The following is a 14814-nucleotide window of genomic DNA, read 5'->3' on the forward strand; positions in this document are numbered from 1 at the left end:
ATAATAGATAAAACATGAAAAAAAGCACTATAAAATTAGCCATGTATCTCAACTACTTTGTATTTGCAATTCTGCTGAACAGCGTGGGAATTGTGATATTAAAGGCGCAAAAAAATTATGGTGTAGATGAATTTCAAGCCAGTGTTTTGGAAGCATACAAGGATTTGCCCATTGCTATAGTTTCGTTTTTAATCGCTTCGTTTTTACCCAGAATTGGATATAAGAAAGCTATGCTTATTGGTTTGGCTTTGGTTTCAGCAGCTTGCGTCAGTATGTATTATGGAAATTCTTTTGGAACGGCCAAATTGCTTTTTGCTACCGTGGGCGTTTCTTTTGCATTGATAAAAGTATCGGTGTATTCACTTATTGGAACCATAACAACCAATCAACACGAACACAATAGTTTGATGAGTAGCATTGAAGGCGTGTTTATGATAGGAATTGCATTAGCGTATTTCTTGTTTCCGGCTTTTAATTCAGATGCGAATCCAGATGCTTGGTTGAACGTGTATTGGTTATTGGCCGGTATTTCGTTATTGTCTTTTGGTTTTTTATTTTTTACTAAATTCGAAAATAAAATTGAAATTCCGGGCGTTGATCTAGCTGATGACTTCAAACAAATGTTCAAATTATTTGCGAAACTGTTAACCATCGTTTTTGTAATCAGCGCATTCCTATTTGTAATGATTGAGCAGGGAATTATGTCTTGGTTGCCTACTTTCAATAATAAGGTGTTGCATCTTCCGGAGAATATCAGTATCATGATGGCGAGTATTTTGGCTATTTCATTGGCTGTAGGCCGACTTGTTGCTGGGGTAATTACTAAAAGAGTCAATTGGATTTGGGTACTCAGTTTTTGTATTATAGCAGCTATGCTCATTGTGATTTTTGTACTTCCTAAAACAGTTGGATTGAATGTCAAAGAAATCAATTCATTAAGCGATATTCCTTTGATAGGATTTGCATTTCCGTTAGTAGGACTTTTTATTGCACCGATTTATCCGCTTTTAAATTCAGTAGTTTTAAGTGCCTTGCCAAAAAAATTACACAGTTCTATGACTGGTTTAATTGTGGTTTTCTCAGCACTTGGTGGTACTTTGGGCTCTAGAGTTATTGGTTACTTATTTAAAAATGAAGGCCCTGAAAACGCCTTTTATTACACTTTAATTCCAATGTCATTACTGCTTGTTTCTTTCTTTATTTTAAAAAAACTTACCGCTAAACAATGAAATTCATACTCAACATAGACAAAGTATTCCAGGAACTATTACTTCAAGAGGATACAGATCAGGATAAAAAAATTACGAAAGACGACAATGGGCCTAAAAAATTTGTTTTGGTTGACGAAAACACCAAACAGGAAGTGGCTATCATAGGTACATATCATTTGTCCAATTTATTACAGGAATTAGCGCAGCTTAAGGAAGCGAATTCAGTATTGGGTGAAGTCGATTTGAGTCGCATTCAAGAGAATCCAGTTCACCGAATTTCAAGAAAAATCAAGGATGATTATTGGGAGGAACTGACTCGTACCATTGATAAAAAAGGGTTGAAACAAATTATTGAAGATGAAAAAACGTCCAGTGATGTGGCAACACTTTATGTTGCTGCCAAAGACAAAACGGGAGTTGCTTATTTTCAAGAATTAGAAAAAGAATTGCCAAATTTTAAAGTTGAAATTCTGCCTGAGAATTATTCGGTGGAATATGTGGAAACTTTAAATGAAAAACCAGGAATTCTGGCTTTGGCTCTGGAACAAAAATTATACAGTCTGCAAGGTGTGCCTTTTGTGGTTCCTGGTGGAAGATTCAACGAAATGTATGGTTGGGACAGCTATTTTATTGGCGTTGGCTTGTTAATAGATGGTCAATTAGACAAAGCAATCGCAATTGCTGAAAATTTTAAATACCAAATTATACAGTATGGTAAAATTCTGAATGCGAATAGAAGTTATTATTTGACCAGAACACAACCGCCTTTGTATTCTTCTTTGCTAATCGAAATTGCAAAAAAGAAAACGCCAAGTGTAGACTGGTTAAGAAGCCATTTGGAAACGGTCATTTTGGAATACAATACAGTTTGGATGGTGCAAGGAAATCGCTTGACCCCAACAGGTTTAAACAGGTATAAAGCCGATGGAATTGGAATGCCATTTGAAGTAGAACCGGGGCATTTTGATGATGTTTTAGAGCCGTATGCTAAAAAATACAATTTACCTATTCGAGAATTTGAAAAACAATATTTACAGCGAACGCTTGTTGATGACGAACTGGACATTTATTTTGTTCATGATCGAAGCATGAGAGAAAGCGGGCATGATACAACAAACCGCCTGATAAATACGTGTACTAATTTGAATTCAGTAGATGTCAATAGTTTTCTTTACAAATATGAAAAAGATGTCGCTTACTTGATAAAAGAATATTTTAGTAATGCTTTTCAAAGTGGCGAGATCCTTTACACTTCAGAAGAATGGGAGCAAAAAGCACTTTCCAGAAAAACAAAAATGAATGAATTGTGCTGGGACGAGGACGCAGGTATGTATTTTGATTATGATTTTGTGAGCCATAAGCAGTTCCCGTTTGAAGCGGCGACAACATTTTTTCCTTTGTGGGCTGGGTTATGTGATGAAAATCAGGCCAAAAAATTAGTTGAAATTGCTTTGCCGCAATTTGTGAAAACAGGTGGAATTACAGGAAGCACTAAGGCTAGTATTGCTAATGCTTCAAAAGAGGTACCGCAACGACAATGGGATTATCCTTTTGGTTGGGCACCGCACCAAATGTTGCTGTGGGAAGGATTGATTAACTATAATTATCTAGATAAAGCACAAGAAATGGTGTACCGATGGTTGTGGTTAATTACTAGAAATGCAGTGGATTATAATGGAACAATCCCTGAAAAATTCGATTTGGAAATCAGTTCCCATAAAGTTTTTGCCGAATATGGTAATGTAGGGACTGAATTTGATTACATCGCAAAGGAAGGTTTTGGCTGGATGAATGCGTCCTATCAATATGGATTACAAATTTTGAATGAAGAATTAAAAGCTAAATTAGGAGCGTTGGTTTCTCCTGATGCTATATTTTAGAGCTTAAAAAAAAGTTTTTGTTGTTTGAATGCATATTTTTTTTAACTTTATGATTCACTAAATGAATCAATTATGACAGTTAATCAAATTTTAAGTACTAAAGGGAAGGAAGTGTATTCCATACTTTCCACTAACACTGTTTACGAAGCATTGTCAGTGATGAGTGAAAAAAACATCGGAGCAATTCTTATTATTGAAGATACGATTTTGAAAGGTGTGCTGTCTGAAAGAGATTATGCTCGGAAAATTGTTCTGAAAGCAAAATCTTCAAAGAAAGCCTTTGTTTATGAAATCATGGAGACGGATGTGGTTACAGTAAGTCCATCGGATAATTTGGAGTACTGCATGGAGTTGATGAGTGCCAAAAGAGTGCGTCACCTGCCCGTTTTGGAAAATGAAATTGTAATTGGAATTATCTCAATAAGTGATGTGGTAAAGGCTATAATCGAGATCCAAAAAGAGACTATTCAACATTTAAACTCCTACATTACCCAATAAAAAAGATTCAAAAAAATAATAATTATTTAAAGCTGCATTACGTGTAGCTTTTTTTTTGGAATCAAATCAGACCTTTTTATGCAAAAGAATGGGAGAAAAGTCCTCTCTTTTTAAATCTAGACCCCTATCTTTACGCGCTAGAATAAAATCTAAAAACAATGGAAAAGAATAGCAAAAGAAGAGAAGCATTATTATACCACGCAAAGCCGACTCCTGGTAAAATTCAAGTAGTTCCCACCAAGAAATATGCAACACAAAGAGATTTATCTTTGGCCTATTCTCCTGGTGTAGCTGAGCCGTGTTTAGAAATTGCTAAAGACGTAAACAATGTTTATAAATATACTGCAAAAGGAAATTTAGTTGCAGTGATTACTAATGGAACTGCAGTTTTAGGATTGGGAGACATTGGTCCGGAAGCGTCAAAACCAGTAATGGAAGGAAAAGGGTTGTTGTTTAAAATTTTCGCCAATATCGACGTATTTGATATTGAAATTGGGACAAAAGATATAGAAGAATTCATCCAGACGGTAAAGAACATAGCGCCAACTTTTGGGGGTATTAATCTGGAAGATATCAAAGCACCGGAATCTTTCGAAATAGAAAGACGGCTTGTAGAAGAGCTTAATATACCCGTGATGCACGATGATCAGCATGGTACAGCCATCATTTCTTCGGCAGCATTGCTAAATGCCCTTGAGCTGGCCGGTAAAAATGTAGAAGATGTAAAATTGGTAGTTTCAGGAGCAGGTTCAGCCGCTCTTGCTTGTGCAAATTTATATATTTTACTGGGTGTAAAACTAGAAAATATCCTAATGTATAACAGCAAAGGATTGTTGACCAAAGACAATCCGAAATTGTCTGATTTACAATTAAAATATGCCAAAGACATTTTACCTATCAGTCTTGAAGAAGCTTTAGTTGGTGCTGATGTCTTTTTAGGGTTATCATCAGGAGATATTATGACCCCTAAAATGTTACAGGGAATGGCTGTAAATCCTATCGTTTTCGCTATGGCAAATCCAGATCCGGAGATTGATTATAATTTAGCCATTGCAACTCGAAAAGATGTGATTATGGCTACTGGAAGGTCTGATTATCCTAATCAAGTGAATAATGTTCTTGGATTCCCTTATATTTTTAGGGGTGCCTTAGACGTGCGTGCGACCAAAATAAATGAAGCCATGAAAATGGCTGCAGTCAAAGCGCTGGCAGCTTTAGCGAAAGAGTCCGTTCCTGAACAAGTGAATATCGCTTACGGGGCTAAAAAGTTAACATTTGGACGGGATTATATTATACCTTCTCCTTTTGACCCAAGATTGATTATAGTTGTTGCTCCGGCGGTAGCTAAAGCAGCAATGGATTCTGGGGTTGCATTGAATCCTATAACGGATTGGGTCAAGTATGAAGAGGAACTTTTAGAGCGTTTAGGGAATGATAATAAAATGGTTCGATTGATTACCAATAGAGCTAAAATGGATCCTAAAAAAATCGTTTTTGCCGAAGCAGATCACTTAGATGTTTTGAAAGCAGCCCAGATAGTATTGGAAGAAGGAATAGGTTTTCCAGTTTTATTGGGGAATAAAGAAATTATTTTAGAATTGAAAGCAGAAATTGGCTTTGATGCCGATGTTGAAATTATTGATCCGAAAATCACTGAAGAAGAAGGTCGAAGAAATAAGTTTGCCACAACATACTGGGCCTCCAGACAAAGACGAGGAATCTCATTATTAGATGCTCAGAAGCTGATGCGCGAAAGAAATTATTTTGCGGCTATGATGGTCAATGAAGGCGAAGCTGATGCATTGGTAACAGGATATTCCAGAAGCTATCCTACGGTGGTAAAACCTATTTTACAGCTTATCGAGAAAGCACCTGGGGCTTCGCTGGTGGCTACAACTAATATGATGATGACGGCTCGTGGACCAATGTTTTTATCTGATACGGCTATAAATATTAATCCATCAGCAGATGATTTGGCAAAAATTGCAGTTATGACAGCTAAAACCGCCAGAATGTTTGGAGTAGAGCCAGTCATTGCCATGATTTCCTATTCTAATTTTGGATCTTCCTCAAATGAAAGTGCCACTAAAGTAAGACAAGCGGTTGCTTATTTGCATGAAAATCATCCGGAAATGATTATTGATGGAGAACTTCAGGCTGATTTTGCCCTTAATCCAGAAATGCTGAAAGAGAAATTTCCGTTTTCTAAATTGGCAGGCAAAAAAGTAAACACCCTTATTTTCCCCAATTTGGAATCGGCTAATATCACCTATAAACTGTTGAAAGAACTAAATAAAGTAGATTCTATTGGGCCAATCATGTTAGGGATGGGAAAACCTGTTCACATATTTCAATTGGGAGCCAGTGTTGAGGAAATGGTAAACATGGCAGCTATTGCTGTGATTGATGCTCAGGAAAAACAAAAGAAAAAATAAATTAAATTCAGAAAAGCGTCAAGAAGCTAACAAAGTTAAATTAATGAATTTACTAAAATAGTATGCTAATTTTGTTATATTTGTTAACATATTGTTAATTCATGATAGCACACTTACAAGGGAAACTAGTTGAGAAATCACCCACTCACATAATTATTGATTGTGGTGGCGTAGGTTACCACGTAAATATTTCCTTACATACCTATTCGTTACTTCCTAGTACAGATTTTATAAAAGTGTATACGTATCTTCAGATAAAAGAAGATGCGCATACACTTTTTGGTTTTATGGAAAAGTCAGAAAGAGAAATATTCAAAATGTTATTGTCCGTTTCAGGAATAGGAGCGAGCATAGCAAGAACAATGCTTTCCTCGCTAGATCCTAAACAAATCATACAAGCAATTGCGACTGCGGATGTAATTACTGTTCAGTCTATAAAAGGAATTGGAAGTAAAACAGCACAAAGAGTCATACTGGATCTAAAAGAGAAAGTATTAAAATTATACGACTTAGATGAAGTTTCTATGTCACAGAACAATACAAATCGAGATGAAGCGTTATCAGCTTTGGAAGTTTTAGGTTTTGTACGAAAAACTTCGGAAAAAATTATAGAAAAAATTGTTAAAGAAGATCCGGACGCCACAGTGGAAACAATCATCAAAAAAGCATTGAAAAATCTATAAAAAGGGATTCAAGAAACACGAGTTGTATGCATAAAATTTGTATTTTTTCACTTGTTTTATTTTGTGGTTTTATGTCAAATGCACAAGTAACTCAGGCAGTTCAGGATACCGTAAAAACCGGATTTTCTATAGGGAAGGTACAGTTAAAAAATCCTCAAAGTGTCCTTTCGGCATATACCTATGATCCTGTAACTGACAGGTACATCTATACAAATTCCGTGGATGGTTTTTCTATTAATTACCCTATTATTTTAACACCAAAAGAGTATGAAAATCTTGTTTTGAAGGAATCCATGCGGGATTATTTCAAGAAAAAAGTAGACGCTATTGACGGAAAAAAGGAAGGAAGTGAAATTGCTAAAAGAGATTTATTACCTCGATATTATGTAAAATCAGGGCTTTTTGAATCTGTTTTTGGTAGCAATACCATTGATGTAAAACCTACCGGATCTGTTGAAATGGATTTAGGAATGCGGTATACCAAACAAGATAATCCCTCATTTTCCCCGAGAAACAGGACTACTACTTCATTTGATTTTGATCAAAGAATTAGCATGAGTTTGATGGGAAAGGTAGGGACTCGGCTCAATGTAAATGTAAATTATGATACGCAGTCAACATTTGCTTTTCAAAACCTGATCAAGCTGGAATATGCACCATCAGAGGACGATATTATTCAAAAAATAGAAGTGGGTAATGTCAGCATGCCATTGAATAGTTCCTTGATCCGGGGAGCACAAAGTCTATTTGGTGTAAAAACACAATTACAGTTTGGGAAAACAACAGTCACTGGTGTTTTTTCGGAACAAAAATCGCAGACTAAAAGTTTAATCGCTCAAGGTGGAGGCACAATTGAAGATTTTGAGATGTTTGCCTTAGATTATGATAGTGACAGGCATTTTTTCTTATCCCAATATTTTAGAAACAGGTATGATAAATCCCTGGCAAATTATCCTTTTATTGACAGTAGAGTTCAGATCTCCCGAATCGAAATTTGGGTAACCAATAAGCAAAACCGTGTCACGACCACGAATAATAACCTTAGAAATATTATTGCACTTCAGGATTTAGGGGAAGGACAATTATCGGGTTTGGCAGACAACGAAGTAGTTGTTTTAGATCCATCAACAGGTATTTTTAATAATCCCTTAGATTCTCCTGCTGACAATTCAAATAATGATTATGATCCGGCACAAATTACTACAGGAGGAGGTTTGCTGAATCCCAATATACGTGAAATTGTAACGGCAAACTCCGGTTTTAATGTGACAGTAAGTGAAGCACAGGATTATTCTAAACTAGAAAATGCTCGAAAACTGAATCCAAATGAATATACTTTTAATTCACAATTAGGATATATTTCATTGCAACAACGACTGGCAAATGATGAGGTTCTGGCAGTGGCGTATCAATATACCATAGGCGATCAGGTCTATCAAGTGGGGGAATTTGGTAATGATGGAGTAGATGCAACGGTGGTTACGGGGAATGGTTCCTCAAATCAAGCGGTTATCTCGCAAAGTTTGATATTGAAAATGCTGAAAAGTAATTTGACTAACGTTAGAAACCCTATTTGGAACCTGATGATGAAAAATATCTATCAGATTCAAGGGGGCTATCAATTGAAACAAGAAGATTTCAGATTTAATATTCTCTACACGGATCCTTCGCCTCTAAACTATATTACGGAAGTATCCGGAAGTCCTTTTCCGGATGCTAACAATAAAAATGAAATTCCCCCAAAAGACTATACCGTTACCAGCACACCATTGTTGAAAGTCTTTAATTTAGACAAATTAAATTTCAATAATGATCCGCAAGCCGGAGGTGATGGTTTTTTTGACTTTATGCCAGGGCTGACTATAGATGCTCAAAACGGAAGAATTATTTTTACCACAAAAGAACCGTTTGGAGAATTGTTGTTTTCTAAATTAGCAAACCCCGCTTTAATAGAAAATTATAACAATGTAAATTCTTATAATGAGAATCAGAAAAAATATGTGTTCCGCAATATGTACCGCAACACCCAATCAGGGGCTTTGCAGGATAGTGAGAAAAATAAGTTCTTATTAAGAGGGAAATACAAATCTACAGGTGGTGATGGAATACCAATTGGCGCTTTTAATGTTCCTAGAGGTTCTGTTGTAGTGACCGCAGCAGGAAGGGTTCTGGTAGAAGGAATTGACTACAGTGTCAATTATCAATTGGGTCGCGTACAGATTTTAGATGCTTCACTTCAAGCCTCTAATACGCCTATTGAGGTGTCATTGGAAAACAACTCTGTTTTTGGCCAGCAAACCAGGCGGTTTATGGGTGTAAATGTAGAGCATAAAATTGCTGATAATTTTGTGGTTGGAGCCACTTTTTTGAAAATGAGCGAAAGGCCATTTACTCAAAAATCGAGTTTTGGACAGGAATCGGTCAACAATACTATTTTTGGATTTAATACTAATTTTTCAACCGAAGTGCCATTCTTGACTCGATTGGTAAATAAATTACCCAATCTGGATACGGATGTGCCTTCTAATCTTTCTATACGAGGCGAAGTTGCTTTCTTGAAACCGGATTCGCCTAAAGCAGATCAATTTCAGGGTGAATCTACGATTTATGTAGATGATTTTGAAGGAACTCAATCTACTATTGATATGCGAAGCCCATATTCTTGGAGTCTTGCATCAACCCCAGAAAAAAACACAACTAGTACGTATGATTTTAATGCCAGTGCCAATGACTTAAGTTACGGGTTTAAAAGAGCCAAATTATCATGGTATTCTATAGATCCGATATTTTATACACAAAAACCATCCGGTGTTTCTAATGAAGACCTTTCCTTCAATACCACCAGAAGAATTTTTAGTCAGGAATTGTATCCCCTGACAGATATCGCTCAAGGACAATCACAAGTGATAAACACATTAGATTTAAGTTATTATCCTTTAGAACGGGGGCCATATAACAACAGCCTAAATGTTGGTGCAAATGCCAAAGACAATTTTGGTGGAATCATGCGAGCATTAAATTCGACTAATTTCGAACAAGGAAATGTGGAATACATCCAGTTTTGGATTTTAGATCCGTATGTAGGAAATGGTCAGGCAGCACAAACAAATACGGGTAAAATATACTTCAACTTAGGAGAGATATCAGAGGATGTCCTGAAAGATGGAAGAAAACAATATGAAAACGGATTAGGACCGGATCAGATAGTGGCAAATCCACAGCCAATATGGGGCGATGTCCCGGCTTCTCAATCATTGATTTATGCTTTTGACACAAATGTTGATAATAGAAAAAATCAAGACATTGGTTTAGATGGTTTGTCTAATGCTAATGAAGGATCAGTATATACTAATTTTGCTTCTGAGCTGGATCCAGCGGCAGATGACTATACTTTTTACTTGAATGCATCAGGCGGCATTATTGATCGATACAAAATGTACAACGGTACTGATGGCAACTCAACAGTAGATATCAATGATCCTAACAGAGGGTCTACCACTCTTCCTGATGTCGAGGATATCAATAAGGATAATACGATGAATACCATTAATGCGTATTATGAATACAGCATTACTGTCCAGCCCAATATGGCCGTGGGACAAAATTACATTACGGATATTAGAAATACGCAAGTGACCTTGCCCGATGGTTCAAATACAGAGGCCCGATGGCTGCAGTTTAAAATTCCGGTTTCGCAACCTGAAAACACAATAGGAAATATTTCCGATTTTAGATCTATTCGTTTCATGAGAATGTTTATGACCGGTTTTGAAGATCAAGTAACGGTTCGTTTTGGAGCCTTGGATTTAGTTCGAGGAGAATGGAGGCGCTATACCAATACCCTTGATTTTAATGATACTAACATAGACGATGACAATACTAATTTAGATGTTTTAGCCGTAAATGTTCAGGAAAACAACCAAAGATGTCCTGTTAATTACATTACTCCACCGGGCGTAACGCGTGAACAACTGTTTAATAACAACACGGTAATTAATCAAAACGAACAATCATTAGCCTTGCGGGTATCCGGAAACGGACTGGAACCATTAGACTCCAGAGCCGTTTTTAAAAACGTTAGTATTGATATGCGCCAATTCAAGAAATTAAAAATGTTTTTGCATGCAGAATCTTTACCAAACGAAATTGCACTTCAAGAAAATCAAATGGTAGGTTTCATTCGTTTTGGAAATGATTTTACCCAGAATTTTTACCAAATTGAAATTCCTTTAAAAGTCACCACGCCATCATCAGCATCTAATTCTGATTGCTCACCTTTGAGTGCCGAAACAGTTTGGCCCGCAGAGAATGAAATTGATTTGTCACTTGCTTTATTAACGCAATTGAAGATTCTGGCTATGAGTATCGATCCTGCCACACTGCCATTAGATGGGATTTATTATCAAAATGAAGATGAATTGGATTCCTCCCTGGGCAATAAAATAAATAAATTAAGAATAGGAGTTAAGGGGAATCCTAATTTTGGGTTAGTGCGAACCTTAATGGTTGGGGTAAAAAACAATGATGCCCGCAACGATATTAAAGGAGAAGTTTGGTTTAATGAACTTCGCCTGGCCGATATGGATAACAAAGGCGGAATGGCCGCAGTGTTGAATATTGATTCAAATTTAGCTGATTTCGCCACTGTTTCAGCTTCCGGTAGAAAAAGCACTATTGGTTTTGGAGCATTGGAACAAGGCCCAAATGAAAGAAGCAGAGAAGATACGCAACAGTATACTATTGTTGCTAATGTGAATTTAGGAAAATTACTGCCTCCAAAATGGCAGATTAACCTGCCTTTTAATTACGCTATAGGCGAAGAAACAATAACGCCGGAATACGATCCTTTTAATCAAGATATAAAACTAAAACAGTTACTGGATAAAACCACGGATCAAAATCAAAGAGATAATATTGCCAGTAGAGCTATTGATTATACAAAACGCAAAAGCATAAACTTTATCGGGGTTAGAAAAGAACGTGGTCCGGAACAAAAACAGCATGTTTACGACCCGGAAAACTTTACTTTTTCGCAATCTTTTAATGAAGTAGAAAGACATGATTTTGAAATCGAAGATTATGTGGATCAACAGGTAAACTCTTCTGTAGATTATGCGTACACATTTCAGCCTAAATCAGTGGAGCCGTTCAAGAAAACTAAGTTCATGAAAAACAGTAATTATTGGAAGTTACTGAGTGATTTTAATTTTAATTATTTACCTTCAAATATTTCGTTTAACAGCAATATTATTAGACAATACAACCGTCAGCAATTCAGACAGGTTGAGGTAGAAGGCATAGGACTTGATCCGTTGTATCGCAGAAATTTTGCTTTTAATTACCAATATGGATTTAATTATAATTTGACAAAATCACTGAAATTAAACTATACCGCTTCATCCAGCAATATTGTAAAAAGCTATTTGAACGAGAATAATGAGCCTATTGATACGTTTACAATTTGGGATAGTTATTGGGACATGGGAGATCCAAATCAACACATGCAACAACTGGTTTTGAATTATGAAATTCCAATTAATAAAATTCCGTTGTTCAGTTTTGTAAGAGCAACGTATTCTTATACCGGTGATTACAGCTGGCAGCGTACTTCTAATGCTTTGTCAGAAATACAAATTGAAGGCGCTAATTATAATCTGGGAAATACCGTTCAAAATGCAAATTCCAATAATTTGAATGCAACATTCAATATGGATTTGTTGTATAAATATTTAGGACTTGCCAAAAACAGTACTAAGACAGTACCTAAACCTAGAATGACTGCTCCAAAACCGGGAGAAAAAATAGTAAATAGGAATGCAAACCAAGCTCCAAAAAACAATCCATTTGTAGATGGTTTGATTGGGATGTTGACTAGTGTCAAAAACATTCAGATGACCTATACACACAATAGCGGTACCGTTTTGCCGGGATACACACCAAGCGTGGGGTTTCTGGGTTCTTCAAGACCATCGTTAGGATTTATTTTTGGAAGTCAGGATGATGTTCGCTTTGAAGCAGCAAAAAATGGATGGCTGACCAATTATCCGGATTTCAACCAAAATTTTTCCCGAGTGACAAATAAATTATTTAAAGCTACAGCAAATGTAGATTTACTGCCGGAATTAAAAATTGATTTGACTTTAGACCGGGCCTACTCTGAAAATTTTTCGGAACAATATGACGTTACCGATGGCGTTTATAACGCAAGATCTCCCTACACTGCCGGGATTTTCTCGATATCGACCGTTCTGATAAAAACTTCCTTTTCGGGTAGTGATGAAAATATATCAGCTGCATTTGATGACTTTAGATCAAACAGGCTTACTGTGGCAAATCGACTGGCAACACAGCGCGGCATCGACATTAATAATCCGAGTAACCTGGATCCGGAAGGATTCCCTTTGGGTTATGGAAAAAATAATCAGGCCGTATTGTTACCAGCGTTTTTAGCTGCTTATTCCGGGGGAGATGCTTCCGCTGTTTCGCTGGGAATTTTTAGAAATTTTCCAATCCCAAACTGGGCTGTGAAATATAATGGACTGATGCGTTATGAAGTTTTTAAAAAGAATTTCAAACGATTCTCCCTGCAGCATAATTACAGGGCTTCATATACGATAAATGCATTCAGATCAAATTTTGAATACGATAAAACACCCGACGGAACTGATGCAAGTGGTAATTTTTTTAATCAAACCATCATGTCTAATATCAATTTAGTAGAGCAATTTAATCCGTTGTTGCGAATGGATTTTGAACTGAAAAGTTCCTTGAAAGTATTGGCCGAAATCAAAAAAGACAGAGCGTTATCCATGAGTTTTGATAATAATTTATTGACCGAAGTCAAAGGAATTGAATATGTGGTTGGGCTAGGCTACCGTTTCAAAGATGTTATTTTTTCTTCCAGACTCGCGGATAATCCTACAGGAATAATAAAAAGCGATATTAATTTGAAAGCAGATTTGTCCTATCGGAACAATCAAACCATTGTAAGGTACTTGGATTATAACAACAATCAGCTGGCAGGCGGTCAAAATTTGTGGTCACTTACCGTAAAAGCTGATTATTCCTTTAGTAAAAACCTTACGGCTATTTTCTATTACGATCATTCTTTTTCTAAAGCAGTAATCTCGACTTCTTTTCCACTGACAAATGTTCGTTCCGGGTTTACACTTCGGTATAATTTTGGGAATTAATTTTCTTTAAATCTAAACCAGATTTGAATTGAGATTGCTACATTTGTCACATAAAATTCAAATTATCATTTAATAATTATCAATTACAATAATATGAACATACCAGCAAATTTAAAGTACACAAAAGATCACGAATGGGTAAGCCTTGAAGGGGATATTGCAACAGTAGGAATCACTGATTTTGCGCAAAAAGAATTAGGTGATATCGTGTATGTTGAGGTGGAAACTTTAGATCAGACTTTAGAGAAAGATGAGGTTTTTGGGACTGTGGAAGCGGTTAAAACGGTTTCTGATTTGTTTCTTCCTCTCTCAGGAGAAATTATCGCTTTTAATGACGCACTAGAGAACACTCCGGAAAGTGTCAACTCAGATCCTTATGGCGCCGGATGGATGGTAAAAATTAAAGTAACTAATGTTGCTGAATTTGATTCGCTTCTTTCGAGTGATTCGTATAAAGAAATTATTGGTGCATAAGCAACTATTTTTGTGGGCAGCTATTGTATGGGCTGGAATTATTGCCTTTTTTTGTTTAATACAATTGAACAATGTCCCTCTTGGGAATGTGTCCAATATAGATAAATATGTCCATGCTTTTTTTCATTTTGTACTAACGTCATTTTGTTATTTGTTTTTAAAAAAACAGATAAGCAGTTCGAATAGTTTAAAACCGTTAGTGTTTTCTTTTTTGTTTTCCTTTTTTTTTGGAATAGTAATCGAGATTTCACAAGAGTTGTTTACCCTTTCCAGACATGCAGACATATATGATGTTTCAGCAAATACATCCGGAGCGGTGCTGGCAGTAGCAATCGCGGTGCTGTTTAAGAAATAAAAACACAAAGATAAAGTCCCACTTCTTGTGGGATTTTATGTTTTAGGCACTAGAAGAGTTGCGGTTTTACGGAACAGGATTTATA

At 36.3% G+C, this 14814-nt stretch carries 8 protein-coding genes; all 8 read left to right on the forward strand.

Features of this window, described 5'->3' with window-relative positions:
- Positions 1-14: 14 nt before the first annotated feature.
- Positions 15-1229 carry a sugar MFS transporter gene (locus EKM03_RS02250; RefSeq protein WP_126562617.1) on the forward strand — a complete coding sequence of 405 codons (1215 nt, stop codon included), beginning with the start codon at positions 15-17 and terminating at the stop codon, positions 1227-1229.
- The gene (locus tag EKM03_RS02255; RefSeq protein ID WP_126739817.1) at positions 1226-3091 is read left to right on the forward strand and encodes a trehalase family glycosidase; all 1866 of its coding nucleotides are present in this window, start codon (positions 1226-1228) and stop codon (positions 3089-3091) included. Before EKM03_RS02250 ends, EKM03_RS02255 begins: the two co-directional genes overlap by 4 nt.
- Positions 3092-3163: 72 nt before the next feature.
- Positions 3164-3589, forward strand: a complete 426-nt coding sequence (locus tag EKM03_RS02260) for a CBS domain-containing protein (protein ID WP_126458474.1) — start codon at positions 3164-3166, stop codon at positions 3587-3589.
- A gap of 158 nt (positions 3590-3747) precedes the next feature.
- Positions 3748-6024, forward strand: a complete 2277-nt coding sequence (locus EKM03_RS02265) for an NADP-dependent malic enzyme (RefSeq protein WP_126458476.1) — start codon at positions 3748-3750, stop codon at positions 6022-6024.
- 101 nt (positions 6025-6125) lie between these two features.
- Positions 6126-6707: a Holliday junction branch migration protein RuvA gene (ruvA, locus tag EKM03_RS02270; protein ID WP_126458479.1), complete on the forward strand. Its 582-nt coding sequence runs from the start codon at positions 6126-6128 to the stop codon at positions 6705-6707.
- Positions 6708-6733: 26 nt separating this feature from the next.
- Positions 6734-13900, forward strand: coding sequence for a cell surface protein SprA (gene sprA / locus EKM03_RS02275; RefSeq protein WP_126739818.1), 7167 nt, complete (start codon positions 6734-6736; stop codon positions 13898-13900).
- 93 nt (positions 13901-13993) lie between these two features.
- On the forward strand, positions 13994-14374 hold the full coding sequence (gcvH, locus tag EKM03_RS02280; protein WP_126454175.1) for a glycine cleavage system protein GcvH: 381 nt from the start codon (positions 13994-13996) through the stop codon (positions 14372-14374).
- Entirely contained in the window at positions 14313-14729 is a 417-nt protein-coding gene (locus EKM03_RS15425) for a VanZ family protein (protein ID WP_126454173.1), read from the forward strand. Before gcvH ends, EKM03_RS15425 begins: the two co-directional genes overlap by 62 nt.
- Positions 14730-14814 lie beyond the last annotated feature (85 nt).

It is taken from the genome of Flavobacterium sp. GSP6, assembly GCF_003984855.1.
Lineage (GTDB): Bacteria > Bacteroidota > Bacteroidia > Flavobacteriales > Flavobacteriaceae > Flavobacterium.